The sequence below is a fragment of the Actinoplanes sp. NPDC004185 genome, from assembly GCF_053603475.1.
In genome coordinates this window covers 132,319-157,797 of the sequence record NZ_JBSGFR010000016.1, presented here as the reverse complement: position 1 = coordinate 157,797, position 25,479 = coordinate 132,319, and the positions used below count along the sequence as shown (strand labels likewise).

The 25,479-nt window shown below is 72.3% G+C and carries 25 protein-coding genes; 13 read left to right on the top strand and 12 right to left on the bottom strand.

Going from position 1 to position 25,479, the window contains the following annotated elements; translation table 11 throughout:
• The first annotated feature begins 45 nt into the window (after positions 1 to 45).
• Genes ACWEOZ_RS18705 through ACWEOZ_RS18695 form a run of 3 tightly spaced genes read left to right on the top strand, consistent with a single transcriptional unit; the run spans position 46 to position 3,962 of the window.
• Positions 46 to 2,286, top strand: coding sequence for a putative bifunctional diguanylate cyclase/phosphodiesterase (locus tag ACWEOZ_RS18705; RefSeq protein WP_451911937.1), 2,241 nt, complete (start codon positions 46 to 48; stop codon positions 2,284 to 2,286).
• Between the two features lie 9 nt (positions 2,287 to 2,295).
• Complete coding sequence (locus ACWEOZ_RS18700) at positions 2,296 to 3,525, top strand: MFS transporter (protein WP_451911936.1); 1,230 nt, start codon at positions 2,296 to 2,298, stop codon at positions 3,523 to 3,525.
• Positions 3,522 to 3,962 (top strand): GNAT family N-acetyltransferase, encoded by a 441-nt coding sequence (locus ACWEOZ_RS18695; protein ID WP_451911935.1) that lies wholly within the window; start codon positions 3,522 to 3,524, stop codon positions 3,960 to 3,962. Before ACWEOZ_RS18700 ends, ACWEOZ_RS18695 begins: the two co-directional genes overlap by 4 nt.
• A 7-nt stretch (positions 3,963 to 3,969) precedes the next feature.
• Here ACWEOZ_RS18695 and ACWEOZ_RS18690 read toward each other — a convergent pair whose 3' ends face one another.
• Positions 3,970 to 5,427: an ATP-binding protein gene (locus ACWEOZ_RS18690; RefSeq protein WP_451911934.1), complete on the bottom strand. Its 1,458-nt coding sequence runs from the start codon at positions 5,425 to 5,427 to the stop codon at positions 3,970 to 3,972.
• Between the two features lie 163 nt (positions 5,428 to 5,590).
• On the opposite strand from ACWEOZ_RS18690, the gene ACWEOZ_RS18685 reads away from it, so the two are divergent.
• A complete protein-coding gene (locus tag ACWEOZ_RS18685; RefSeq protein WP_451911933.1) occupies positions 5,591 to 7,543 on the top strand; it encodes a purple acid phosphatase family protein in 1,953 nt (650 codons plus the stop codon).
• Here ACWEOZ_RS18685 and ACWEOZ_RS18680 read toward each other — a convergent pair.
• Positions 7,506 to 7,850 carry a helix-turn-helix domain-containing protein gene (locus ACWEOZ_RS18680; protein WP_360543749.1) on the bottom strand — a complete coding sequence of 115 codons (345 nt, stop codon included), beginning with the start codon at positions 7,848 to 7,850 and terminating at the stop codon, positions 7,506 to 7,508. The genes ACWEOZ_RS18685 and ACWEOZ_RS18680 overlap by 38 nt on opposite strands.
• Before the next feature lie 116 nt (positions 7,851 to 7,966).
• Between ACWEOZ_RS18680 and ACWEOZ_RS18675 the strand changes: the two genes are divergently transcribed.
• A complete protein-coding gene (locus ACWEOZ_RS18675) occupies positions 7,967 to 8,488 on the top strand; it encodes a GNAT family N-acetyltransferase (protein WP_451911932.1) in 522 nt (173 codons plus the stop codon).
• Between the two features lie 64 nt (positions 8,489 to 8,552).
• Here ACWEOZ_RS18675 and ACWEOZ_RS18670 read toward each other — a convergent pair whose 3' ends face one another.
• Both ACWEOZ_RS18670 and ACWEOZ_RS18665 read right to left on the bottom strand, forming a co-directional pair.
• A complete protein-coding gene (locus ACWEOZ_RS18670) occupies positions 8,553 to 9,707 on the bottom strand; it encodes a cellulose-binding domain-containing protein (RefSeq protein WP_451911931.1) in 1,155 nt (384 codons plus the stop codon).
• Positions 9,701 to 11,068, bottom strand: a complete 1,368-nt coding sequence (locus ACWEOZ_RS18665) for a glycoside hydrolase family 6 protein (RefSeq protein WP_451911930.1) — start codon at positions 11,066 to 11,068, stop codon at positions 9,701 to 9,703. Before ACWEOZ_RS18665 ends, ACWEOZ_RS18670 begins: the two co-directional genes overlap by 7 nt.
• 99 nt (positions 11,069 to 11,167) lie before the next feature.
• On the opposite strand from ACWEOZ_RS18665, the gene ACWEOZ_RS18660 reads away from it, so the two are divergent.
• Entirely contained in the window at positions 11,168 to 11,584 is a 417-nt protein-coding gene (locus ACWEOZ_RS18660; RefSeq protein WP_451911929.1) for a nitroreductase/quinone reductase family protein, read from the top strand.
• Here the strand turns inward: ACWEOZ_RS18660 and ACWEOZ_RS18655 are convergent.
• Positions 11,571 to 12,479, bottom strand: a complete 909-nt coding sequence (locus ACWEOZ_RS18655) for a LysR family transcriptional regulator (protein ID WP_451911928.1) — start codon at positions 12,477 to 12,479, stop codon at positions 11,571 to 11,573. The two genes, ACWEOZ_RS18660 and ACWEOZ_RS18655, sit on opposite strands and share 14 nt — an antisense overlap.
• A 107-nt stretch (positions 12,480 to 12,586) precedes the next feature.
• On the opposite strand from ACWEOZ_RS18655, the gene ACWEOZ_RS18650 reads away from it, so the two are divergent.
• Positions 12,587 to 13,519 carry an NAD-dependent epimerase/dehydratase family protein gene (locus ACWEOZ_RS18650; protein WP_451911927.1) on the top strand — a complete coding sequence of 311 codons (933 nt, stop codon included), beginning with the start codon at positions 12,587 to 12,589 and terminating at the stop codon, positions 13,517 to 13,519.
• Here the strand turns inward: ACWEOZ_RS18650 and ACWEOZ_RS18645 are convergent.
• Both ACWEOZ_RS18645 and ACWEOZ_RS18640 read right to left on the bottom strand, forming a co-directional pair.
• The gene (locus tag ACWEOZ_RS18645) at positions 13,505 to 14,188 is read right to left on the bottom strand and encodes a response regulator (protein WP_451911926.1); all 684 of its coding nucleotides are present in this window, start codon (positions 14,186 to 14,188) and stop codon (positions 13,505 to 13,507) included. The two genes, ACWEOZ_RS18650 and ACWEOZ_RS18645, sit on opposite strands and share 15 nt — an antisense overlap.
• Positions 14,185 to 15,378: a sensor histidine kinase gene (locus tag ACWEOZ_RS18640; protein WP_451911925.1), complete on the bottom strand. Its 1,194-nt coding sequence runs from the start codon at positions 15,376 to 15,378 to the stop codon at positions 14,185 to 14,187. The genes ACWEOZ_RS18645 and ACWEOZ_RS18640 overlap by 4 nt, the downstream gene beginning before the upstream one ends.
• A 174-nt stretch (positions 15,379 to 15,552) precedes the next feature.
• Between ACWEOZ_RS18640 and ACWEOZ_RS18635 the strand changes: the two genes are divergently transcribed.
• Positions 15,553 to 17,754, top strand: coding sequence for an MMPL family transporter (locus tag ACWEOZ_RS18635; protein ID WP_451911924.1), 2,202 nt, complete (start codon positions 15,553 to 15,555; stop codon positions 17,752 to 17,754).
• A 59-nt stretch (positions 17,755 to 17,813) separates the two neighbouring features.
• Entirely contained in the window at positions 17,814 to 18,719 is a 906-nt protein-coding gene (locus ACWEOZ_RS18630) for a phosphatase PAP2 family protein (RefSeq protein WP_451911923.1), read from the top strand.
• Positions 18,720 to 18,760: 41 nt separating this feature from the next.
• Here ACWEOZ_RS18630 and ACWEOZ_RS18625 read toward each other — a convergent pair whose 3' ends face one another.
• The gene (locus ACWEOZ_RS18625; RefSeq protein WP_451911922.1) at positions 18,761 to 19,216 is read right to left on the bottom strand and encodes a hypothetical protein; all 456 of its coding nucleotides are present in this window, start codon (positions 19,214 to 19,216) and stop codon (positions 18,761 to 18,763) included.
• Between the two features lie 211 nt (positions 19,217 to 19,427).
• Between ACWEOZ_RS18625 and ACWEOZ_RS18620 the strand changes: the two genes are divergently transcribed.
• Complete coding sequence (locus tag ACWEOZ_RS18620; protein ID WP_451911921.1) at positions 19,428 to 19,829, top strand: hypothetical protein; 402 nt, start codon at positions 19,428 to 19,430, stop codon at positions 19,827 to 19,829.
• A 115-nt stretch (positions 19,830 to 19,944) separates the two neighbouring features.
• A complete protein-coding gene (locus ACWEOZ_RS18615; protein ID WP_451911920.1) occupies positions 19,945 to 20,514 on the top strand; it encodes a GNAT family N-acetyltransferase in 570 nt (189 codons plus the stop codon).
• Here ACWEOZ_RS18615 and ACWEOZ_RS18610 read toward each other — a convergent pair.
• Positions 20,498 to 21,127 carry a LysE family translocator gene (locus ACWEOZ_RS18610; protein ID WP_451911919.1) on the bottom strand — a complete coding sequence of 210 codons (630 nt, stop codon included), beginning with the start codon at positions 21,125 to 21,127 and terminating at the stop codon, positions 20,498 to 20,500. The two genes, ACWEOZ_RS18615 and ACWEOZ_RS18610, sit on opposite strands and share 17 nt — an antisense overlap.
• A 90-nt stretch (positions 21,128 to 21,217) precedes the next feature.
• Here ACWEOZ_RS18610 and ACWEOZ_RS18605 point away from each other — a divergent pair, with 90 nt between their 5' ends.
• Complete coding sequence (locus ACWEOZ_RS18605) at positions 21,218 to 22,369, top strand: DUF2786 domain-containing protein (RefSeq protein WP_451911918.1); 1,152 nt, start codon at positions 21,218 to 21,220, stop codon at positions 22,367 to 22,369.
• 40 nt (positions 22,370 to 22,409) lie between these two features.
• Here ACWEOZ_RS18605 and ACWEOZ_RS18600 read toward each other — a convergent pair whose 3' ends face one another.
• Complete coding sequence (locus ACWEOZ_RS18600) at positions 22,410 to 23,900, bottom strand: M1 family metallopeptidase (protein ID WP_451911917.1); 1,491 nt, start codon at positions 23,898 to 23,900, stop codon at positions 22,410 to 22,412.
• A 146-nt stretch (positions 23,901 to 24,046) separates the two neighbouring features.
• Here ACWEOZ_RS18600 and ACWEOZ_RS18595 point away from each other — a divergent pair, with 146 nt between their 5' ends.
• Positions 24,047 to 24,790, top strand: a complete 744-nt coding sequence (locus ACWEOZ_RS18595; RefSeq protein WP_451911916.1) for a sugar phosphate isomerase/epimerase family protein — start codon at positions 24,047 to 24,049, stop codon at positions 24,788 to 24,790.
• 25 nt (positions 24,791 to 24,815) lie between these two features.
• Here the strand turns inward: ACWEOZ_RS18595 and ACWEOZ_RS18590 are convergent, their stop codons facing one another.
• Positions 24,816 to 25,049 (bottom strand): TM2 domain-containing protein, encoded by a 234-nt coding sequence (locus ACWEOZ_RS18590; RefSeq protein WP_451911915.1) that lies wholly within the window; start codon positions 25,047 to 25,049, stop codon positions 24,816 to 24,818.
• A 147-nt stretch (positions 25,050 to 25,196) separates the two neighbouring features.
• The coding region (locus ACWEOZ_RS18585; protein WP_451911914.1) for a hypothetical protein at positions 25,197 to 25,479 on the bottom strand (283 nt) is incomplete at its 5' end.

Sequence of the window (25,479 nt, the reverse complement as noted above, 5' to 3'; positions counted from 1 at the left end):
CCGGTGGAATCCTCAGATGAATACGCCGGCGACCGATTGCCCTCCGTGCGACACAAACGACTCTGGTGGTGGTGGCTGACCCTCGGCGTGCTGGCCGTGGGCGGTTACTACCTGCTGCCGCACGACAGCCTCGCCGCGAACCTGGTCTACAACTTCATCGGGCTGCTGTCCTGCCTGGTGATCCCGCTGGCGGTACGCCTGCACCGGCCCGAACGGCGGGCGATGTGGTACTGGTTCGCCGCCGGGCAGACCACCTGGGTCGGCGGTGACCTGGTCTGGGAGTACTACAAGTACGTCCTGCACCAGGAGCCGTACCCGTCGGCGGCCGACTTCTTCTATCTGAGCGCGTACCCGATGCTGGTCGTCGGTCTGGTGCTGCTGAGCCGCGGCCGCCGCCGCGGCGGTGATCTCGCCGGGCTGGTGGACCCCGCGATCGTGGCGATCGGCATCGGCCTGGTCTTCTGGGTGTTCGTGATGCACCCGATCGCGGCCGGCTCGACCGCCTCGACGCTGGAGCGGGTCATCGGGGTCGCCTATCCCGCCGCCGACGCCCTGCTGCTGGCCATCCTGGCCCGGTTCTTCACCAACTCCGGCCGGCGCTCGGCCAGCGCCCGGCTGCTGAGCGTGGCCGCACTGCTGCTGCTCGCCGCGGATGTCGCCTACTCGCTGGTCTCGCTGTACTCGGACTCCGAGGGCGGCAGTCTGCTCGACGCCGGCTGGCTGCTCTCCTACGTCGCCTGGGCCGCGGCCGCGCTGCACCCCTCGATGCGCTGGACCGGCACGACGGCGAACCGGCCCGGCGACGCGCGGGTGGGGCGGTCCCGGCTGGTCCTGCTGGCGGTCTGCTCGCTGCTGGCCCCCGGGCTGCTGTTCGTGCCCGGCATCGGCGGCAATGCCGTCGACCGGCTGGCGATCGCCGCCGGCGCCGTCCTGCTGTTCCTCCTCGTGCTCCTGCGGATGTCCGGCTTCGTGGCCCAGGTCCAGCAGCAGGCCGACCAGCTGGAGGACCTGGCGATGGCCGACGACCTGACCGGTCTGGCCAACCGCCGCCGGCTGGAGCAGGGACTGACCGAGGGCCTGGCCGCCGGGCCGGTGCAGGTGGCCCTGCTCGACCTGGACGACTTCAAGGAGGTCAACGACGCGCTCGGGCACGCCGTCGGGGACCGGCTGCTGATCGGTGTGGCCGAGCGCCTGTCCCGGGCCGCCGGGCCCGGCGCCCTGGTGGCCCGGATGGGCGGCGACGAGTTCGCGGTCCTGCTCACCGGCGCGGACGCCGCGACGGCCGACGCCGCCGTCACCCGGCTCGCCGGCTCGCTGCGCTCCCCCGTGCACGCCGGCGGCCACGAACTGCTGATCGGCGTCAGCATCGGCGTCGCCGACGGTACGGGCACCACCGACCCCGTCGAGGTGCTGCGCCGGGCCGACGTCGCCATGTACGCCGCCAAGTCCGTCGGCGACACCCACCGCCGCCACACCGCCGACCTCGACGACACCGCGGACGAGCAGGCCCGGCTGGGTGCCGAGCTGCGTACCGCGCTGGACACCGGCCAGTTCCGGATGGTCTACCAGCCCATCGTCGAGCTGCCACACGGGCGGCTGCGGGCGGTCGAGGCGCTGGTCCGCTGGGACCACCCGGAACGCGGCATGGTCCCGCCCGACCGGTTCATCCCGGCGGCCGAGCACAACGGGCTCATCGTCGAGCTGGGCGAGTGGATCCTGCGGACCGCGTGCGCCCAGGCCGTCGAGTGGCAGGCCGACTGGGGTTCCCGCGCGCCGCAGCGGATCAGCGTCAACGTCTCGGCCCGGCAGCTGGCCCAGCCCGGCTTCACGGCCGTGGTGGCGCGCGCCCTCGCGGACACGGGGCTACCGGTCGGCAAGCTCACCGTCGAGGTCACCGAGACCGCGGTGTTCGGCGGCGGCCAGGCAGTGCAGACCCTCGACGAGCTGCACCGGCTGGGCGTCCGGATCGCCCTGGACGACTTCGGCAACGGGCACTCCTCGCTCGGCCTGCTCCAGACCGTGCCGGTGGACGTGCTCAAGGTCGACAAGTCCTTCGTCGACAACATCACGATGGCCGGCCGGCACGCCGTCATCGCCACCGCGCTGATCCGGGTCAGCGAGGGCCTCGGGCTGACCGCGGTCGCGGAGGGTGTGGAGACGGCGGAACAGGCCGAGGAGCTGTACCGCCTGGGCTATCAGCTGGCCCAGGGCTACCACTTCGGCAAGCCGCAGGCCGAGCCCGACTTCGCGGCGTACGCCGTGCGCGAACCGGCCTCCAGCCCGTAGGGTGCGCCGGTGGACTTCCGCCGGCTGTGGGCCGCGTACGCGGTCAGCGAACTCGGCACGGCGCTGAGCCTGGGCGCCCTTCCCCTGATCGCCACGCTGGCGCTGCACGCCTCCGTGCTGCAGGTGTCGCTGCTGGCGGCGCTCGGCGGGGTGGCCGGCGCGGCTCTGGCGCTGCCGCTCGGCCCGTGGATCGAGGTCCGGCACAAGCGCCCGGTGATGATCGGCGCGGACCTGCTGCGGTGCGCCGCTCTGGGCAGTCTCCCGGTCGCCGCCGCCCTCGGCGCCCTGACCTACACCCAGCTGTGCCTGGTGGCGGTGGCCCAGTCGGTCGGCGGCATCGCCTTCCAGGCGGCGAGCGGCGCCCATCTCAAGGCGCTCGTCCCGCCGGACCAGCTGGCCGTGGCCAACGGCCGGTTCGAGGCGACGTTCTGGACGGTCAGCACGGCGGGCCCGCCGCTGGGCGGGGTGCTGATCGCCGCCGTGGGGGCGACGGCCACAGTGGCCCTGGACGCGGTCAGCTTCCTGCTGTCGGCGCTGGGCATCCGCCGGTTGCGGGGCCCGGAGCCGCCACCGCCCGCACCGACCGGCGAACGGCACCGGGCGGCGCAGCTCACGGCCGGCTGGCGGTACATCCTGCGGCACCGCGACCTGCGCCTGCTCTACGCCAACTCGCTGGTCTTCGGCGCCGGCGTGATGGCCACGGCCCCGCTGCTGGCGGTCCTGATGCTGCGCGAGCGGGGCTTCGCCCCCTGGCAGTACGGCCTGGCGTTCGGCATCCCCTGCCTCGGTGGCCTGCTCGGCGCGCTGACCGCCCGGCCCCTGACCCGCCGGTACGGCCGGCGCCGGGTGCTGCTGGTCTCCGGGGCCGCCAAGGCCTTGCCACTGGTCCTGATCCCGCTCGCCCCGGCTGGCGTGGCGGGGCTGGCGTCGATCACGCTGGGCCAGTTCCTGCTCGTCGCCTGTGCGGGGGCGTTCAACCCGACCTTCGCGACGTACCGGATGCAGGCCACCGAGGACGGCTACCTGGCGCGGGTCTTCGCCGCCTGGTCGATCAGCTCGCGGGTGGCCCAGCCGGCCTGCATCGCCGCGAGTGGCCTGCTGGCCGCGGCGACCAGCGTGCGGACGGCACTGTTCGTGCTCGCCGGGACGGTGCTGACCAGCGCCTTCCTGCTGCCGTGGCGCACGCCCGCGGCGGAGGCGGCCCCGGCGGCCGGTGAGCTGACGGAATCGCGGTCATGACCGGGGACGTGCGGCTGCGCGACACCACGCCGGCGGATGTCGAGATCTTCCACAGTCACCGGCAGCAGCCGGAGGCCGCACGACGGGCGAACATCGCAGCCCCGGACCGCCAGGTCTACCTGGACTACTGGGCCGAGCACGTGCTCGGTGACGACACCGTCCTCGTGCAGACGGTGCTCGTGGACGGTGAGGTCGCGGGCAACCTGCTGGCGTGGTGGCGGGACGGCCGTCGTTACCTGGGCGGCTGGTTCAGCCAGGACTTCTGGGGGCGCGGGATCGGCGGCCGGGCCCTGCGGATGTTCCTGGCCCGTGAGCCGATCCGGCCCCTCTACGCCGACACCGACATCGTCAACACCGCGTCCCAGCACCTGATGGAACGCTGCGGCTTCGAGCGGGCCGGAATCCGGGAGACCAGCGTGGCATACGTCCTGCGCTGACCCACGGTCAGCGGGGACCGAGCAGGTCGTTGACGCTGGCGATCAGGTCCTGCTGGCTGATCGGGTCGACCAGGCCGCCGGTGCGGGCGTCCTGCATGGCCTTGGCCAGCTGGACCCGGCGCAGGATCTCCTTGATGTCCGCGCCGGTCATGCCGTGGCTGAGCCGGCCCAGCTCGGCCAGATCGATGCCGTCGGCGAACATGGTGAAGCCCGGCTCCTCGTGCACCGCGGCCAGCTGGGCGATCATCTTGCGGAAGATCTCCGCCCGGCTCACCTCGTCGGGCTTGGGCACGGAGATCTTGACGTCGAAGCGGCCCGAGCGGATCAGCGAGTCGTCGACCCGGTGCGGGAAGTTCGTCGTCGCCACCACGATGACGTTCGGGTTGGCCTCGATCAGGTCGTTCATCTCCTGCTTGAAGATGCCGGCCACGGCGTTGATCGCCTGGCTGGCCGCGTCGCCGCCGGAGCCCGCGTAGCTGATGATCGAGTCGAACTCGTCGAACAGGATCAGAGTGGGCACCCGGTAGCGGCGGGCGTCGCGGAAGATCTGCTTGATGTTGCGCTCGGAGCCGCCCAGCCACTTGTCCAGGATCTCCGGCGTGCGGATCTCGCGGAAATCGGCGCCGATCTCGTTGGCCAGCGCCCGGGACAGCATGGTCTTGCCGGTGCCCGGCGGGCCGTACATGAGGATGCCCTGCGGCCGGCGCGCGCCCCACCGGGCCATCGCCTCCGGATGCCGGAACGACACGGCGATCTGGCGCAGCTCGGCGACCACGTCGGCCAGACCGCCGACCTGGTCGAGGGTGACCGTCTGGGTGGTGGGGGCGACCCGCGGGATGGTCTCGCGGCTGACCACGTACCGCCGGCCGGCCAGTGGCAGCTCCCCCGCCTCCGGACCGAGCAGCTCGACCACCGCCTGCAGGGTCAGCTTGACCATCGCCTCCAGGTGGGCGGGCTGGACGTCGTCGCGGGCGACCTCGGCCCGCAGCCGCACGACACTGCCGGCCTGGTCGTAGGTCACCGCGGCCTGCAGCCCGGCGGCCGCGTCGGCCAGGACCGCGGCGCCCGGCTCCCGCTCCGCCGCCGGCCCCGAGGGCCGGTCCAGACCGAGCTTCTTGTACGCCGCGACGGCCGCCGCCCCCACCCCGTCCACGATCTTGGTGGTCACCGGGTCCCCGGCGGCGATCCGCTTGGCCAGCAGCGTCCCGACCGGGTCGTTGCCCAGCACGACCGCCCGGATGCGCTCCCGCTGAGGCACGTCGTCATCGTTGGTGCGGATCTCCGCGACGAACACGTGCACCGGTCCGGCATCGGTGTCCGCGCTGGTCACGGTCAGGGTCGCCCGGCGCACCGGCGCGGGGAAAGCGGCCCGGCGCAGCAACTCGACCGGGTTGACCCGGGCAGCGGCCAGAATGGTGGCGGCATCGATGATCTCAACCGTGGCGCCCGCATATTCGAAGGACATGACGGCCCCCTCTCCCGACCAAGAGTGACACGACCCCCCGACATTCCGCCCGCTACCTCTTTCGTCGGGTTTTCCGGCCGGGCCGGGCGTGTACCGCCCGCGAACGGATCCGGCCCGACAGGATGGCCGCGTGAAGCTGTCGAAGAGTAGCCGTCCCATCACGGTGGATGAGTGCACTGAGTGGAACGCCCAGGAGCTGACCCGGCAGCGGGTCAGCCGCCGCTCGATGCTGAAGGCCGTCATGGCCGGCGCCGGCGGGTACGCGTACGCGCAGTTCCAGCTGGCCGACGCGGCCTTCGCGGCCGGCGGTGGCAAGGCGGGCAAGGCCGGGGTGGTCGTCTCCGGCCGGCACCTGTCGTTCGTGCCCGCGTCCGACGGGATGCTGCGCCCGGCGATGGCCGTGACCGCCCAGCTGGTCAGCAAGACCGGCAAGCTGCCGCACAAGCTGCGCGCGTTCGTCGACGTCGGCGCCGAGCCGGGCGAGTACGGCCACCGGACCGAGGCGGAGATCCAGCACCTGGTCGGCCAGTACGCGATCCCCGGCGGCCCGATCGGGAGCCAGTTCTACCTCAAGGCGACCGTGGACGGGCTGCGCGCCGACACCGTCTACCACTACCGGATCCGGCTGTCCGACGGCACGGTCAGCGGCGACGCGCACTTCAGCACGGCTCCGTCCCGGCACTCCGCGGTGGCGGCGCCGTTCACCTTCACCGCCTTCGCCGACGTCGGCACCAACACCGCGCCCCGGGACCCGAAGTACGCCTGGGGCCAGAACCCCGCGTCCGTCACCGCGGCCGGCGGCAAGTGGCCGTCCGGGATCTTCGACGACAACTCGTACCTACCGGACGATCCGGTGGCCGGGCCGCACGGCACCGACAGACGTCCCGCGCTGACCCAGACCATGCTCATGGCGACCCAGCGGCCGGTCTTCACGCTGCTGGCCGGCGACATCTGCTACGCCAACCCGTCCGGCTCCGGGCTGCCCGCCGACGACACGACGGCGCTGACCGCGGTCGCCCCGACCGGCCGCAACCTCTACAACCCGTACGTCTGGGACGTCTTCCTCAACCAGATCGAGCCGCTGGCCGCGTACACCCCGTGGATGTTCACCACCGGCAACCACGACATGGAACCGCTGTACGGCAACACCAAGTTCCTCGGCGACAGCCCCACCCACGGTTACGGCGGCCTGGTGTCGCGGCTGGACTTCCCGGCCAACGGCCCGAAGAGCTGCCCGTCGGTGTACCGGTTCGTCTACGCCAACGTGGGCGTGATCTCCGTCGACGCCAACGAGCTCTCGGCCGAGCTGCAGACCAACACCGGCTATTCCGGCGGCGCCCAGGTGAGCTGGCTCAAGCACACGTTGCGCAAGTGGCGGACCGAGCGGGCCGGGGACATCGACTTCGTGGTCGCGTTCCTGCACCAGTGCGCGTACTCGACGACGGACAACCACGCCTCCGACGGTGGCGTCCGCGACGCGCTCGACCCGCTGTTCAGCGAGTACGAGGTCGACCTGGTCGTGCAGGGGCACAACCACCTGCTCGAACGCACCGACCCGATCCGCTACGGCCGGCGTACCCGCTCCGCGCCGGACGGCTCGACGATCCATCCGGCCAAGGACGGTGTCACCTACCTCTGTGTCGGTTCCGGCGGCCGGCCGCGCTATCCGTTCCGGCAGGCGCCCGGTCCGGTCGCGCCGCCCCCGCCGGGGATCACCCCGGCCGGGCCGCAGAAGCTGCCGGCGGGCCAGCGTTACCGGGGTTACCAGCCGCCCGGCGGCCCGAACGAGGTGGAGAACAACACCGAGAACATCGTCAACAGCTACTTCTGGTCCACGCAGGACAGCAAGATCAAGGCGGCCGGGCACCCGGGCGGCAGCCGGATCCCCGAGGTGGTCGACTGGTCCCAGGTGCGCTACGACGACTACGCCTTCATCGCTGTCGACGTCGTGCCCGCCGCCCGTGGTGCGCGCACCACGATGACCGTGCGCAGCCTGGCCGACGCCCTGCCGGGGAGCAAGCAGCCCTACACCGAGATCGACCGCATCACGCTGGCCCGTACCGCCGGGCACGCGGCCGTCAGCACGCGCGAGGATCCGGGGCCGGCCGGGGCCTGACCGTGCGCTGGCCCTCCGGGTAGACCTTGTGGAAGGTGATGAGCCAGCGGATCTGCTCGCGGGGCGGCACTCCGCAGCCGCGCAGGAAGCCCACGAGGGAGTCCTGCCGGGGAGTGCTCGCGGCGGTGATCAGATTGTGGACCGTGGCGCGGGAGATGGGTGTCCCCGCGTCGCGGCTACGCTTGGCGACGCTGTCCAGCGAGCGTCTGCGCATGGCCATCAACGCGCGCAGGCGTCCCGCGAACTCGACCGGTGTGGCGGCGCCGGTGGGATCCGGCGGCACCGCCGTCGTGGTGGTGGCGTTCATCAAACCTCGCCCCTCGTCTGGACCGTCCGGACACCGCCGATCGTGGTGGGGGCCCCTGCCCCGAACAAGAACGCAGTTGCGTACGAGTTGTCGGCGCCGGTCGGTATCGTCGTCGCGTGCCCGAGCTGATCGCCCCCGCCGTCCACCTGCACCAGGCCTGGCTGGAGGCCCACGCCGAGTGGGGGCCAGGAGCGCACGAGGACGGCTTCGGGCTGGACCCCGCCGACGAGGTCGGCACACCGGCCGGCTTCGCGGCCTGGCTGGCCCGGCTCTCGGAGCAGTCCGATCCGGCGCGGACGACGGACGCCGGCCGGCACCGGTGCACGTACCGCTGGATCATCGAGAGTGATCGCGTGCTGGGCGGGATCGCGCTGCGCCACGGCGACGACGACTACGTACGGTGGGCCGGCCACCTGGGTTACGGCATCCGGCCGTCGGCGCGCCGGCGCGGGCTGGGCGCCTGGGCGCTGGACCGGATGCTCGACGAGGCGCGCGGGCTGGGCCTGCAACGGGTGCTGGCCGTCTGCGCGCCCGGCAATGTCGCTTCGATGCGGACGATCGAGCGCGGTGGCGGGGTCTTCGAGGGCCTCGGGGAGACCCCGTTCGGTCCCGCCCGCAGATACTGGTTCGAGCTGTGACCGGGCCCGGCACCCGGAGCGGCGGCGCGGATGGATGGGACGCCGCCGCCCGGGTGCCGGTGACTCAGCAGCCGACGCGGGCGGTGCCCACGGCGACGTCGTCGTACCAGAGGGTGTCGGCCCCCTCGCCGTAGCTCTCCCAGCCCAGGCGCAGGTCCGTCAGGGCCGGTCGCCAGGTGCGGTTCAGCCACTGGCTGTCGATGTCGTGCGTCGGCACGCCGTCCTGCAGCAGCCCGGGCACCGACGTGCCGTTGAGCCAGGTCTGCATGGTGCCGTTGCTCTGGTCCACCTTGAACTCCACGCAGTTCCAGCTACCGGTCGGCAGTGGCGCGGACTGCGCCACCCCGGCCGGGCTCTGCTCCGGCAGCGTGGCGTCGTCGGAGGCCCGGTTCCATTGCAGGGCGCCGTTCTGGCCGCCGAAGCGCAGGTCCCGGTTGCCGTCGTTGGCGTCCCGCAACGCCACCGCCGTGGTGTGCGCCGCCGGCAGGGCGGTGGTGTGCCGCACCCAGTAGCGGACGAACAGAGCGGACGCCCCGGCCGGCAGCAGCGCGGTGTTGCGCATGAACACGTGGTTGCAGTAGCCGGCCGTGCCGTCGACCCGCAGGGAGGTGCTGCCGCTGTGCGCGACCGCCGGGTCGAAGGCCGCCTTGCCCGTGCCCGAGCAGTCCGGGTAGGTCACCGCCCAGTTGGCCTGCGTGCCCTCGAAGCCGTCGCAGCGGGCGCCGGACCCGCACCCGGCCTGCGGCGGGGTCGAGGTCGGCGGGGTGCTGGGCGGGGTGCTCGGTGGCGTGCTCGGCGGGGTGCTCGGCGGGGTGCTGGTGGGCGGGGCGTCGCCGTTGCAGGAGACGCCGTTGAGGGCGAAGGACACCGGGGCCGGGTTGCTGCCCGAGTACGTCCCCTGGAAGCCGAAGCTGGCCGACGCCCCGGTGGCCAGGGCGGTGTTGTAGCTCGGCGCCGCCGCGGTCACCGCGGTGCCGGACTGGGTCAGCTGCGCGTTCCAGCCGGAGGTGACCCGCTGGTTGCCGGTGAACGTCCACGTCACGACCCAGCCGTTGACCGGCGCGCCGTTGTTGGTGACCCGGACGTCGGCGGTGAAGCCGGTGCTCCACTGGTTGGCGGTGTAGGTGACGTCGCACGCCGTGGCGGCGGCCGCGGGGGACACGGCGGTCAGCACCGCGCCGATCAGCAGCGCGCCGGCTGCCGCGAGTCGGATCAACATGGCGTGCCGTTCAGGGCGAAGTCGGTCGGGTCGGCCGGGGTGGACCCGGTGAAGGTGGCCTGGAAGCCGGTCGAGGTGGTGGCGCCGGTGGCCAGGGAGCCGTTCCAGGCCGCGTTGCGCACGGTGATCGTGCTGCCGGACTGCGACCAGGTGCCGCTCCAGCCACTGCTCAGCGTGACGTTGGCCGGCGCGGTGAAGGTCAGCGTCCACGAGTTCAGCGCGGCGCCGCGGTTGGTGATCCGCACGTCGGCGGTGAAGCCGTTCGACCAGGCGTTGGCCGAGTAGGCCACCGAACAGGTGCCGGTCGGCGGCGGGGTCGTCGCGGGCGGTGGAGTGCTCGGCGGCGGCGTGCTGGGGGCCGGCGTGGTGGGAGTGGGCGAGGACGTGACCGGCGGCGGGCTCACCGGGCCGGCCGCGATCGCGAGGTCGTAGGCGCGCTGCGGGACGAACTGCCCGGCCCCGGCGATGCAGCCGTCGGCCTCACCCGGCAGCTTGATCCACAGGTACGCGTCCAGGATGGGGTCGGCCACCGCGGTGGTACTGGCGATGCCGATCGCCCGCCCGGCCGGGTCGCACCACTCGCTGCCCAGCGGTCCGTTGCCGTTGCGGCTGGTGTCGATGACGCCCTTGAGGCGGGAGACCCCCGTGGCGGCGATGACGTTGCGGATGTAGGCGGTCGACTCCGCGGTGGTGCGGTAGTTCGAGACGTTGACCGAGATCCCGTCGGCGCTGTTGGCGATGTCCGCGCGGACCAGCCGGGCGGCCATCTCGGCCGGGGCCAGCCAGGCCGAGTTCCCCGCGTCGAAGTAGACCTTGGCGGCGGACGAGGCGGCCTTGAGCTTCTTGCCCGCGTACGCCATGGAGGCATAGACGTCCTGCTGCTGGGCCGCGGTGAGGCAGTTCGTCATGATGGGGAGCACGTCCGGCTCCAGGATGATCGCGGCCGAGCGTCCCTTGAGCCCGGCGGCCACCTGGTCGATCCACTGCCGGTACGCGGTGTGGTTGGCCAGCCCGCCGGAGCTGGCTCCGCTGCAGTCGCGGTTCGGGATGTTGTAGACGACCATGATCGGCGTCTTGCCGGCCGCGGCGGCGGCTCCCACGTAGGCGTCCACCTCGGCGGCCACCGTGGCGGTGTTGTTCTGGGTGTACCAGCGGCCCTGCGGGACGTTGGCGATCCGGTCGCGGATCACGGCCGCCCGGGAGTCGCCCGGGTTGGCGGCGACCCAGCGGGCGGCACTGGCCTGCGGGTCGACATAGAAGGGGGACTCGGCGGCCGAGGCGGCACCGGGCCAGAGCACCGCGGTGCCGGCGACCACGGCCGCCGCGGCCGCCGTGGTGGAGGCGAGGGATCTCAAGCGCATTCGACAACTCCTGGGGATGAGTATGGGAGCGCTCCCATGCATCGACCACGGTAGTTGTAACAAGGTGGAAATCTCAAGGCCGTGCGCGATGATGTCCGGATGACGATCCCTGACGACGTGCTGGCCTACAACCGGACGCTGATCGAGCAGTTCCGGACCGACGGCGGAAAATCGCTCGGGAACCGGCCCCTGCTGCTGCTCAGCACGGTCGGCCGCCGCAGCGGCCAGGAGCGGACCAGCCCGATGATGTACGTCCGCAGCGGCGACCGCCTCCTCGTGATCGCCTCGAACAACGGTGCCCACGAGGACCCCCAGTGGTACCGCAATCTGCTGGCCGACGCCTCGGTCACGGTCGAACTGCCCGGCGAGCGGTTCACAGCCCGGGCCGAACCGCTGTCCGGCGACGACTACGACCGCGAGTGGGCCGCGATCAAGCAGAGCTTCCCGTTCTTCGCCGAGCACGAGGCCCGCGCCGGCCGCCGCATCCCGGTGGTGGCCCTGCTCAGGACGGCCTGAGCTGGTTCTGTACGTCTTGGGGCACCCGCACACCGCGACTGCGCAGATCGGCGATGAAGCGGGCCGCCAGCGGGTCGGGCTCCCCCGGCGTCACCGCGACCAGCGGCCGGGTCCACCGGGGCGAGAAGGAACGGACCACGCCCGGGAAGCCCGCGCTGACGGCACTGACCGGACTGATCGCGATGCCGAGGCCGGCCGCGGCGAGCTGAGGTACCGCGGCGGTGACCGCCGTTCTCACCACCGGCTTCAGGCGGACGCCGGCGGCGCTCAGCGACCGGTCGAGCCAGCTGCTCAAGCTGTTCTCCGGCGCGAAGTGCACCAGATCCGCACCGTCGAGCTCGGCCAGTTCCACCGATCCCTGCTCCGCCAGCCGATGGCCTCTCGGCGCGGTCAGCACGATCTCCTCCTCGGCGAGAGCCGTGGAGATGAAACGGCCGTCGAACGGTCCGGGCACCACGAGGATGTCGACATCCTCCCCGTCGACCGGGTTGAACAGGCCGTCCGGCCTGACGGCCTCCCTGATGGCGATCGCCACCCGGGGGTGACGCCGGTGCCAGGCGCGGATCACCGGGGCGAGCAACGGCACGGTCAGGCTCTGCGCGCAGACCAGGCGCAGCGATCCGCCCTCTGCCTCACCCGTGGCCCGGGCCGAGCGCACAGCTGACGCGGCTGCGTCGACAGCTCGTCGAGCGTCCGCCACGGCCGCGCGCCCGGCCGGGGTGAGCGAGACACCACGTGCTTCCCGGCGCAGCAGAGGTGTCCGGGTCTCGCGCTCCAGCGCCGCGATCTGCTGGGACACCGCGGGCTGCGAGGAGTGCAGCAGCCGGGCCGCCTCGGTGATGGAGCCGGTGTCCGTGACCGCGATCAGACACTCCAGCGCCCGCAGCGTAGCCATTCGAGAATCTTATCGCAGACCCTCGAAAGCTCATTGTTCCTGAGGGAAGCGTCGGCGGTCGCCGGTTGCTGGACCAGGCAGAGCTCATCACGATCGAGGAGAACGACATGGCACAGACCTTCATCACCGGCGGTTCCGGCTTCATCGGCCGGCGACTGGTGCACCGCCTGCTGGTCGATGGGCACGCGGTCAAGGTCCTGGTCCGCAGTGCGGCGTCCGCGGACGTGGTGGCCGCGCTGGGCGCCCAGCCGGTGCGCGGCGAGCTGACCGAGCCCGAGACGTGGCGCGCCGCCGTCGAGGGCAGCGAGGTGCTGTTCCACCTGGCCGCGGAGACCGACATCACGGCCGGGCGGGAGCGGCAGGAGCTGATCACGGTGGGCGGCACCCGAGCCGCCCTGCAAGCGGCCCGGCAGGCCGGAGTGGCCCGCTTCGTGCACTGCGGCAGCGAATCCGCTCTGCTGGCGGGCGAGCCGCTCGTCGACGTCGACGAGAGCGCGCCCCTGCGACCGGACTCCGAGGCTGCCTACTGCGCGACGAAAGCGGAAGCCGAGGCGCTGGTCCTGGCCGCGAACGGGCCCCGCTTCAGCACCGTGTCGATCCGGCCGCGGTTCGTCTGGGGACCCGAGAGCTCCCTGGTCGAAGGTCTCATCCACGCGGCCCGCAACGGCGAGTTCGCCTGGATCGAGGGCGGCCGGCACCGCACCGACGTCACCTTCGTCGACAACGCGGTCGAGGGCCTGGTCCGGGGATGGCTGCACGGCCGGCCGGGACAGGCCTACTTCATCACCGATCAGCACCGCGTCACCCTCCGCGAGTTCCTCGAGGAGAACTTCGCGATCTACGGGGTCGACGCCGCCGTCCCCGACCTGGACGCCGGCACCGCGGCCAAGGTGATTCCCGTTCCCGCGCGCTGGTTCCTGGAGCAGACCTGCACGCTGCGCACCGGCAAGGCCGTCGCCGAGCTCGGCTACCAGGCCATCGTCACGCAGGCCGACGGCCTGAACGCGGTGCGGGACGCGGTCGCCCTAGCCCGTGGGTAGCTGCTCGCCCGGGCGGACCAGGCCGCGCTGGTACGCCAGCACCACCAGCTGCGCCCGGTCCCGGACGTCGAGCTTGGTCATCGCCCGGTTGACGTGCGTCTTCACGGTCAGCGGGGAGACGTACAGCCGCTCGGCGATGTCGTCGTTCGACAGGCCGTGGGCGACCAGCACCAGGATCTCGCGTTCCCGCTCGGTCAGGCCGGTCAGCTCCACCGGGACCGCCCCGGCCCCGGCCTCCGGCTGGCTCAGGAACCGGCTGACCAGCCCGCGGGTGGCCCGCGGCGACAGCAGCGCCTCGCCGCCGGCCACCACCCGGATCGCGTGCAACAGGTCCGCGGGCGCGACGCTCTTGCCCAGGAAGCCACTGGCGCCGGCCTGCAGCGCGAGCACCACGTTGTCGTCGTTCTCGAAGGTGGTGAGGACGAGCACGCGTACCCCGGCGAGGTTGTCGTCGGCGCCGATCCGGCGGGTGGCCTCCAGGCCGTCCATCCGCGGCATCCGGATGTCCATCAGCACCACGTCGGCCCGGGCCGTACGGGCCAGCGCCACCGCCTCACCCCCGTCGGACGCCTCGCCGACCACCTCGAACTCCGGCTCGGAGTCGATGATCATCTTGAAGCCGGCCCGGATCAGCGTCTGGTCGTCGGCCAGCAGCACGCGGATGGTCACCGGAGGCAGCCCTTCGCCGGGACTTCCTCGGTCGGCAGCACGGCGTGCACCCGGAAGCGGCCGTCGCCGAGCGGGCCGGCGGTCACGGTGCCGCCAGCCGCGGTGGCCCGCTCGCGCATGCCGAGCAGGCCGTAGCCGGTGCCCTCGGTGTCCCGGTCGGGCCGGATGTCGTTGGTGACCTCCAGGATGACGCCGCTGGGGGCGTACTCGACGAGCAGGACGGCCCGGCCGTCGCCGTACCGGTGGGCGTTGGTCAGGGCCTCCTGCACGATCCGGTACGCCGCCAGGTCGACCATCGCCGGCAACTCGCGCGGCTCGCCGAGCAGCTGGTTCCGTACGGCGAAACCGGCGGCCTGCAGGGCGCCCAGCAGATCGGGCAGCCGCGACAATCCCGGGGCCGGCTCGGTGTTGGCCTGTTCGTCGGAGTTGCGCAGCACGCCCACCACCGACGAGATCTCCTTGAGCACCAGGTCGGAGGCCTCGCGGATGTGCGCCAGCACCGGGCCCACCTGGTCGGGCCGGCGCTCCAGGACGTGGGTGGCCGCGCCCGCCTGCACGCTGATCACCGCGATGTGGTGGGCGACCACGTCGTGCAGCTCGCGGGCGATCCGCAGCCGCTCGTCGATCACCCGGCGCTGCGCCTCCTGCTCGCGGGTCTGCTCGGCGCGGTGCGCCCGGGCCTCGACCTCGGCGACATAGGCGCGGTGGCTGCGGGCGGCGTCCCCGACCGCGGCGGCCATGAAGATCCAGGCGAAGACGGCCAGCACGTCCGGACGCCATCCCGACGAGGTGACGACGGCGGCGGTGTAGACCACCGAGGCCGCGGCCAGGGCGCAGGTCCAGCCGTCGCGGCGGTTGCGGTGGGCCGCGATGGAATAGGTGATCACGCCGAGCACCAGGATCAGGCCGGGATTGCTGACCCCCTGGCTGATCCCGCCGACGGTGGCGCCGGTGGCGATCACCAGGGCCGCGCGAGGACGGCTGCGGCGTTGCAGAACGGCGAGGAACGCCACGACGGCGACCAGCACGTCGCCGACCGTCACGGTCTCGGCCAGAGCGGACCTCGGCTCCAGCACCGCCGACTTCAGCACGAACCCGGCCAGCACGACGGCGAGCAGCGCGTCGACCAGCAGCGGGTGCCACTGGGTGACAGGCCACCGCTTGATCCGCATGACGCCGGTCTCCTCCATCACGCTGACCGTACGCGGGCGGGCGGGACCGGGTCGTCGTCTCGTCGCAGTAGCCGGGGCCGGCCCGAAATACCACGGCGATGGTATGCGGTGCCTGCACCGGGACGACGCGCCGGGACCGGGATTCATTGATCGTTTCAAGGGTCACCTGACGACGCGATCCCGGGAGTACCGATGGCCACCTACCTCTACCGGCTGGGCCGGTTCAGTTTCCGCCGGCGCAGACTGATCCTCGCGCTCTGGCTCGCCGCGCTGGCGTTACTCGGCGTGGGCGCGGCCACGTTGTCGGGGCCCACCTCCGACGAGTTCAAGATCCCGGGCACCGAGGCCCAGGAGGCGATGGACCTGCTCGGTCAGCGCTTCCCCGGCGCCGGTGCGGACGGCGCCCAGGCCCGGGTGGTGTTCGCGGCTCCCGCCGGCGAGAAGCTCACCGACGCGCGCAACCGGGCCGCCGTCGCGGAGACCGTCGCCCAGCTCAAGACCGGCGCGCAGGTCGCCGCGGTCACCGACCCGCTGCAGGGCACCGTCAACCAGGCCGGCACGGTCGCGTACGCGCAGGTGACGTACAAGGTCGCCGCCACCGCGCTGACCGACGCCGACCGCGAGGCGCTCACCGAGGCCACCGAAGCGGGCCGGGACGCCGGCCTGGCCGTGGAGGCCGGCGGTGACGCGGTCCAGGAGCAGGGCGGCCCGGGCAACTCCGAGATCCTCGGCATCCTGGTCGCCGCGGTGGTCCTGGTCATCACCTTCGGCTCGCTGGTCGCGGCCGGGCTGCCGCTGCTGACGGCCATCCTCGGCGTCGCCGCGGCCGTGCTCGGCATCCAGATCGCCTCCGGCTTCGTCGACCTGGGCAGCAGCACCTCCACGCTCGCCCTGATGCTCGGCATCGCCGTGGCCATCGACTACGCGCTGTTCATCGTCTCCCGCTACCGCCACGAGATCACCATCGGGCGCCGCACCGAGGAAGCGGTCGCCCGCGCGGTCGGCACGGCCGGTTCCGCGGTCACCTTCGCCGGGCTCACCGTGTTCATCGCCCTGGCCGCGCTGACCGTGGTCAACATCCCGGTCCTGACCCAGATGGGACTGGCGGCCGCTTTCGCCGTCGTCGTCGCGGTGCTGATCGCCCTGACTTTGCTGCCCGCCCTGCTCGGCTTCGCCGGCCAGCGCGTCATGGGCCGCCGGGGCCGCGACCCGGAGGCCGGCGCGACCAAGCCGTCGGCCGGGCTGCGCTGGGCCCGGTTCGTCACCCGCCGCCCGGTGGCCGTCCTGATCGCCGCCGTGCTGGGCCTGCTGGTCCTCGCGATCCCGGCCCTGGACCTGCGCCTGGGTCTGCCCGGCGACAACATGGCCGGCACCGAGACCACCCAGCGCAAGGCGTACGACATGCTGACCGACGGCTTCGGGCCGGGCTTCAACGGCCCGCTGACCGTGGTGGTCGACGCCGCGTCGAGCCCGGACCCGCGGAACGCCGCGGCCACGGCGGCCGGGACGATCAAGGGCCTGGCCGGGGTCGTCACGGTCAGCCCGCCCACCCTCAACCCGGCCGGTGACACGGCGATCCTGCAGGTCATCCCGGCCACCGCACCGGACAGCGCGGAGACCGAGGCGCTGGTGCACGCGATCCGCGACCAGAACGACGGCCTGCGCGAGCGCACCGGGGCGGACCTGTCGGTCACGGGCACCACGGCGGTCGACATCGACATGTCCGACAAGATGGGCAGCGCGCTGGTGCCGTACCTGGCGGTGATCGTGGCGCTGGCGTTCCTGCTGCTGACGCTGCTGTTCCGGTCGATCCTGGTGCCGATCAAGGCGATCGGCGGCTTCCTGCTCTCGGTGATCGCCACCTTCGGCGCCGTCGTGGCCGTCTTCCAGTGGGGGTGGCTCGGCGGGCTGTTCGGCATCGACCAGGCCGGCCCGGTGATGAGCATGCTGCCGGTGTTCCTGATCGGCATCGTCTTCGGCCTGGCCATGGACTACGAGGTCTTCCTGGTCAGCCGGATGCGCGAGGAGCACGTGCACGGCACCCCGCCGACCCAGGCGGTGGTCAACGGCTTCGCGCACGGGGCCCGGGTGGTGACGGCCGCGGCGATCATCATGGTCAGCGTCTTCTCCGGCTTCATCCTGTCGCCCGAGTCGTTCATCAAGTCCATCGGCTTCGCGCTGGCCGCGGCCATCCTGTTCGACGCGTTCGTGGTCCGGATGACCATCGTGCCGGCGGTCATGACGCTGCTCGGGCGCCGGGCCTGGTGGCTGCCGCGCTGGCTGGACCGGGTGCTGCCGGACATCGACGTGGAGGGCGAGAAGCTGCGCGTCCCGCCGGACGAGCTGAGCGAGCCGGAACACACCGGCTCGGATCTGGTCACCGCAGGCCGATGAGAGTGGCCCGGACCGCCCCGGCGGTCCGGGCCCTCACCCGTGAACAGAGGTGACCCGCGATGACGCTCGCCGACGACCGTCCGGCCGTAGCTCCCGTGGCCGTACCGCGGACCCGGCCGGCGCCGCTGCGCGAACTGGCGCTGATCGCGGCGCTGTGGGCCGCCTACAGCCTGGGCCGGCTGGCCGCGGACGGCCACGTCGCCACGGCCATGGCCCACGCGAGCCGGGTCTGGGACCTGGAGCGGCTGCTGCGCCTGCCCGGCGAGACCGGCCTGCAGCACCTGCTGCTGCGCTCCGGCGCGGTGATCGAGGCGGCGAACAGCTACTACGCGTACGTTCACTTCCCGGCCACGATCGCCTTCCTGCTCTGGGTCTACCTGCGCCGCCCCACCCACTACCGGCCCGTGCGCAACACCCTGGCCCTGCTCACCGGCGCGGCGCTGGTGGTTCATCTGATCTTTCCGCTGGCCCCGCCCCGGATGCTGGCGCGCACGGGCCTGGTCGACACCGGGCAGCTGTTCGGGCCCAGCGTCTACGGCTCCCCCGGCACCGACAGCGTCACCAACCAGTACGCCGCCATGCCGTCGCTGCACGTGGGCTGGTCGCTGCTGGTGGGGCTGACGCTGATGAGGCTGACGCGGGGCCGGTGGCGATGGTTGTGGCTGCTCCACCCGCTTGTCACGCTGCTGGTGGTGGTCGGGACCGCCAACCACTACTGGATCGATGCCGCGGTGGCTGCCGCACTGCTGGTCGTCGCGATGCGGCTGACCGGGCTCGGCCTCTCCCCTCAGGTCTCACCACCAGTCGTTCCCGCGCCGCGTCGGATTCCCTCGGCCCGCGAGCCGGCACCGCACGGCCTCCCTCGGCGCAGTCCCACCCGGCCTCGCAGCACCCGGCCCGGGCCGGCTCGGCGCGGCCCCGCATCCCGCGGCCCGGTTCCGCACGGCCGTACACCGCGCCCCTGACCCGTACCTGCTCGGAGCAAGTGAGCCCGAGGCTGGTAGATCTACACCGTTCCGGCATGGCGGATGAGGACTCCCAGCTTCTGCCCCAGGACGGCTACCCCGACGGCGACAGCCACCGCCAGGACAGCGGCTGAGGCCAGCCCCTCGGCAGCGACCAGAACCCCGGCGAGAACCGTGGCCAGCGCGGTACCCATGAACAACGCCCGGCCGGCCATGGTGATCGCGACCATGAATCTCACGCCTGCCCCCACCGCCTGATCGGCTCCGACCGACCGGTACGCCACGGCAGCGCCGATGACGTAGAGCAACAGCGAACCGCTCAGCCCCAGGGCGGCCACGAAGACAGGTACAGCGATCAGCGTGCCGCTCACTGCCGGCCTGGCGGTCCAGGCGGAGGCGACCAGGGCGCACACTATCAGCACCGAGGACAGTGCCGTGACCAGCAGACACGTCTGCCTGCCGGCCGTACGGGACGCGGTGCGCCGAGCGTCGGCCATGGCGGACCACCGCCGGGCTTCGTTCTTGATGGCGGCTATGGCGTCAGCTATGTCTTGGTCCGTCGACCCCGGCATGTCACGCTCCTCGGAGTCAGACCTTCGCGCAGCCATTCGCCACCCTATCGCCGCGGGAGCCGGAGGCGGCGGCCGTGACCCGGGAGGACCACGACATGGAGAGGACGCCGAGCGGGTCACGTTCCTCGACGGCGACGTGGCCGAAGCCGTGCGGATCGCGCTGGCGGCAGCCGACGGCAAGAACGTGGAGGTGCTGTCGGCGGACATCGGCCGCCGGCGTCTCGATCGTGGACTGATCGACGAGATCGACCTGTGCATCGCACCGGTGCTGCTGGTGGACGGCATCCGGCTCTACGACCACGTCGGCGGCCGGCCGGTCCACCTGCACCGCGTCGGCGCCGATGACCCGACGGCCGAGGTGGACGTGCGGTACCGGCCGGCGGCCCGCGTAGGGCGCCCAGGGCCGGCCAGGCGCGGTCTCCGGCAATCAGTCAGAGGTCCAGGGCCGATCCTGGGCACGAACGGCCAGGCGACGGATCTCCTCGACGACAGGCGGCCACAGTGCGGCGGGCAGATCGACCCTATGGGCGGGCACTGAGTGCCGCCTGAGCCGGACTCAGCGGAGCCACAGCGTCGCACCTCCAGGATCCGGGACGACAATACGATGCGAACGGCCGAGCCGAATGTCGCCGGCCGGAGGAGGTCCGACCGCCTTGCGTACGAACCCGTCCGCGCCACGCGCCGGCCTCGGTGGATCGCCGACGACCTACGTCGTCCGGCGGATCAGATCCCAGGAGTGGCGGGAACTGCGGGCGGTCAGGCTCGAGGCGGTGCGGGACACCCCCACGGCGTTCAGCTCCTCGTACGCCGAGGTGGCCGGCCGTGACGACGCCTCCTGGCAGGAGCAGGCGATTGCCGAGGCGACCTCTGACGACGGGGCGACCTTCATCGCCTGTGACCGGAACAACGACTGGGTGGGCTCGGCCAGTGTCGAGCCGTTGGCGGAGGTCCCCGACCACGCCCACCTCCATGCCGTCTATGTCCGTGCGGGCCACCGCGGACCGACCGGCCTCGGTGCCCGGCTCGTCGAGGCGGCGGTCCGTTTCGCGGAGCACATCGACGTCTCGCACCTGACCCTCGGCGTCCACGAGCGCAACGCCCGAGCGCTGGCGTTCTACCAGCGGATCGGATTCTCGATGACGGGCAAGGTGATCCCGTACCGGCCGAACCCGGTCGAGCGGTGCCTCATCCTGGAACACCGCGATTTCAAGAGACGCCGCTGACCCCGCGGGCCAGCCGGGCGCCCAGCCCGAGCAGCGCCGCGCCGCTCAGCCCGTCGAGCGCCCGGCGCACCCCGGAGCGGTCGAACACCCGCCGGAACACCGCCACCAGGTTCGCCACGGTGCAGAACCACAGCAGCGTGACGGCAACGGCGAGCAGCGACAGGGTGAGGGTGTCGAGGGTGCCGGGATGCGCGGGCAGGAACTGCGGCAGCAGCGCCAGAAAGAACACCGCCGCCTTCGGGTTGAGGGCGTTGCAGAGCAGCCCGTCCCGGAACGCCCCGCCGGTGGACCCCGGCGCGGCGCCCGGACCGGTCGCGGTGGGACGGATCGCTGCCAGCAAGGCCTTGATCCCCAGGTACGCGAGGTACGCCGGACCCGCGTACCGGATGGTCGTGAGCACCACCGGGACCGTCGCGACCAGCGCGGCCACCCCCGCGGCCGCCGCCACCGCCCACAGGAAGACGCCGGTGGCCACGCCCGTGGCCGCGGCCATGCCCTCCGCCCGCCCGCGCAGGGCCGCGCGGCGCACGACCACCGCGAAGTCCGGGCCCGGCGACATCGCGCCCAGGCCCACCACCCCGCTGAACGCCATCAGCTGAGCCGCCGTCGTCATGCGGCCCACGGTACGACCACCGGGGTGACGTGCACCGCCCGGCGGCCCCGCTGTGCGTGGTTCCCGGGCCCGACCAGGCATCATGGCCGCGTGGAAACGGTGCGGGAGACGGTCGGGGCGATCGTCGGCGGGCGGACGGGGTACGAGGACGGCCTCGACGCGCTCACCGTCGCGCCGGCCGCCGAGGTGGATCCGGTGCTGGTCACGGCCCTGTTCGACGCCACCGCGCGGCTCTGGCGTGGTGGCTGGCAGCCGGCCGAGCTGCACCGCCTGGTCACCCGGCGCGGCACCGGGGTGCAGCCGCTGCTGATCGTCGACTCCGTCGCCGCGTACCTGCGGGGTTTCCGGCCCAAGACGGTCGACGAGCGCTGGCGGGCCCAGGCCGCCGAGCTCGACGCCCGCCCGTGGTGGGGTGACGACGCCGGCTACCTGCGGCAGGTCACCACCCACCGCCGCGTCGACCGGGTCACCCTGATCGACGCCATGCTGAGTCTGGTGACCCTGCTGAACGGGCTGCCGCCGATCGAGGTGCTCGTGCCGCCACCCGGGCAGGCGGCGCCGGTGCGGCGGGCGCCCGGCAACGACGCCAAGCTGGAACGGGTACGGGCGTTGCTGGCCAAGGCCGAGGCGACGACCTTCCCGGCCGAGGCGGAGGCGTACAGCGCCAAGGCCCAGGAGCTGATCTCGCGGCACAGCATCGACGAGGCGCTGCTGGCCGCCGGGGGTGAGAGCGCCGTGGTCCCGTACGCCCGGCGGATCGGGGTCGACCACCCGTACGAGAGTGAGAAGGCGTCGCTGCTGAACTCCGTCGCCCGGGCCAACCGCTGCCACGTGGTCTGGTCCCCCGAGTTCGGCTTCGCCACCGTCTTCGGCTTCGACGCCGACATCGACGCGGTGGACCTGCTGCACACCTCGCTGCTGGTGCAGGCGCACCGGGCGATGGCGCGCACCGAGCCGCGCGGCAAGGCGGGCCGGTCGCGGCTGAAGAACTTCCGGCAGTCGTTCCTGGTCGGCTACGCGGTACGGATCGGGGAACGGCTCGCCGAGGCCAGCCGGGCCGCCCTGGACCAAGCGGCCGATCCCGCGGCGCTGCTGCCGGTGCTCGCCTCGCGGGACGTGCAGGTGCGCGAGGCGCGGGACCGTTCTTTCCCGAGCACCACGCGCGGGCGCGGCTTCCGGGTGGCCAGCCTGGAGGGCTGGGAATCGGGCCGCGAGGCCGCCGACGAGGCGAAACTGCACTGAGGGCCCGACCGTTTCCGGCCGGGCCCTCAGCAGGGACGGATCAGTGGGCGTGCAGCAGCTCGTGGGTCTGCTGGATCTTCGCCCACGACTTCGGGGCCTGCGGCGCGGCCTTACGGGCCAGCGCGGAGACACCCTCGACCGCCGGCTTGGACGGCGTGTAGAGCCAGGCCTGGAACAGCTCGTCCAGCTGCTGGCCGGAGACCTTCTCGGCCAGCGCGATGAACTCGGCGGTGTTGCCGTCGCTGTCCTTGTGCTCGGCCACCCAGGTGCGCAGCAGCTCGAAGAAGTCGTCGTCACCGATGGTCCGGCGCAACTGGTGCAGCGTCATGGCGCCCCGGTCGTACACCGGGTTGCTGAAGATGTCGGCCGCGCCGGGGTCGCCGGGTGCGACGGTCCAGAAGTCGGCGGGCTGGGTGGCGTACAGGTAGTCGAAGAGCTCCTGGGCCGTGCCCTCACCCTGCTGCTCGGACCACAGCCACTCGGCGTAGCTGGCGAAGCCCTCGTTGAGCCAGATCTCCTTCCACTGCTCGACCGCCACGCTGTCGCCGAACCACTGGTGGGCGTTCTCGTGCACGATCACCGACATGTTGGCGCCGCTGCGGAAGAAGCCGGACGAGTAGACCGACCGGGTCTGGTTCTCCAGGGCGAAACCGAGCGCGCCCGGCGGGCCCACGACGCCGCCCTGCGCCTCGAACGGGTACGGCCCGAAGACGCTGCTCTCCCACTCGACGACCTCGGCGGTGCGCTCGACGCTGGCCTTGGCCGCGTCCTCGAAGTCCTGCGGCAGCAGCTCCGAGTACGCGTTGATGACCTGCTGGCCGTCGGCCGTGGTGTCACGGGTGATCTCGTACTGCCCGATCGCCAGGAACGCCAGGTAGGTGGCCTGCGGATGCAGCGAGCGCCAGCTCCACCGCTTCCAGCCCAGGATGTCCTGGGTGGGGTTGCGCGGCATGACGCCGTTGCTGAGCACCTCGACGCCGTCGGGCACGGCCACGGAGACGTCGAAGGTGGCCTTGTCGCTCGGGTGGTCGTTGCTCGGGAACCACCACCAGGCGATCTCGGGCTGGCCGACCGCCAGGGCGCCGTCGGCGGTGCGCGTCCAGGCGGTGTAGCCGGCCGCGACCTTGTTGGACGGCACGCCGGAATACTGCACCACGACGGTCATCGTCTGGCCCTGGCTGACGGTCCGCGACGGCGTGACGACCAGCTCGTGGTCGCCCTCGCGGGCGAAGGTGGCGGCCCGGTTGTTGACCTTCACGGAGGCCACGTCGAGCACGAAGTCGAGGTGGAAGGAGCTGAGGTCCTGCGTCGCCGCGGCCAGGATCGTGGTGGTGCCGGTGAGGCGGTCCTCGCCGGGGTAGTAGCGCAGCCGTACGTCGTAGTGCGAGACGTCGTAGCCGCTGTTGCCGTAGTCCGGGAAGTATTCGTCGCCCAGCCCGGCGCCGCCGGGAGTGGGTGCGGCCTGGGCCGGGAGCGCGGTCCCGGCCAGGGTCAGTGCGGTGGCGAGCGTTGCCACCAGCAGTCGTCGCACGGTCGAACTTCCTTCCGTCGCGGACCGGGTCACGGTCCGGCGTGGAGTGGTCAGCCCGAACCTATCGAAGTATCTCGACGTCCGCGCCCCTCGGGCGGACCACGATAGAGTCGTCTGCATCTATGGAAGGCATCCGCATGCTTGTCATGACCAAACCGTTCGGGGCTCTCCCGGCCGGCCGGCTCGCCGCGACCCTGGCCGAGCTCGGCGCGGACGGAGCCGAGCTGGTCGTGCGCGACGGCCAGACCGTGACCCCGGACGACCCCACCCGGCTCAGGGACGTCGCCGCCGAGCTCACCCGCCACGGCCTGCAGCTCGGCATGGTCACCACCGATCTGGTCCGGGCCGACGACACCGCCGACACGATCCTGGGGGTGTGCGCCGAGCTGGGCGTGCCGCTGGTCCGCCTGGGCTGGTGGCGGTACGACGCCACCCTCGGCTACCAGCACATCCTTGACACCGCACGGCGTGACCTGGCCGCCCTGGCCGGACTGGGCCGCCGGCGCGGCGTACGGGTGGCCCTGCAGTTGCACCACGGCACGATCCACCCGTCGGCGGCGCACGCGCTGCGCCTCACGGAGGAGTTGCCCTTCTACCTCGACCCCGGCAACCAGGCCATGGAAGGCAGCGAACAACTGCCGATGAGCCTGGACCTGTCAGGTGACCGGATCGCCTGCGTCGGCGTGAAGAACGCGGCCTGGCGCGAAGGTCGTCTCGCCTGGCAGCCACTGGCCGACGGCGGCGGGGTCGTCGACTGGCCCGCGACGCTGGGCACGCTCCGCGAGCGCGGTTATGCCGGCCCGTTGTCCCTGCACGCGCACTACCCGATGGCCGACCCGGTGACCGAGGTCGGCCGGGACCTGGCCCACTTGCGGAGACTCAGCTCCTGAGTGGACCGCGCCCCGGCCGGCCGCGTCAGCGAGCGAGCGCGAGGCCCTGCTTGTCGGTGAACTTCCCGACCGCGATCATGATGAAGTCGATCAGCGCCCAGAGGCCGAAGCCGCCGAAGGTGATCAGCATGAGAACCCCGGTGCCGATCTTGCCGACGTAGAAGCGGTGGATGCCGAGCACGCCCACGAAGAAGCTGAGCACCAGCGCGACGATCCAGGACTTCGAGCCCGTGCCGGCGGGGGCCTGGGTAGCAGTCATTTTCTCTATGTCTCCCTGTCAGAGATGCATTAAAGCCGGTGCACCGTAGCGGGACCGAGCGGCCACAAGCAAGATCAGAGCGGCCCAGTCAGAAACGATGCGACCACCGCCGGACACGTGTCGTCATGGAAATGGCCAGGGGCTGTCTCAGGGCTCAAACGGCAGGCCGTTACCGATGTACGGCGCGTCGCCGTACGCGAAGACGCCGCCGTCACCGGCCAACAGCCAATAACCGGCGCCGGTGCGGGTGGCGCAGACCGCGACGACCGGCTGGCGCAACGCGACGCCGCCGGCCGAACCGTAGAAGCCGGCCGAGCCGTAAGCGAAGATCCCGCCGTCCCCGCCGACGAGCCAGTAGCCATTGCCCGACGGATGCGCGGCCATACCCACCACCGGCGAGTTGAGCGGCTTACCGCCCATCGAACCCTGG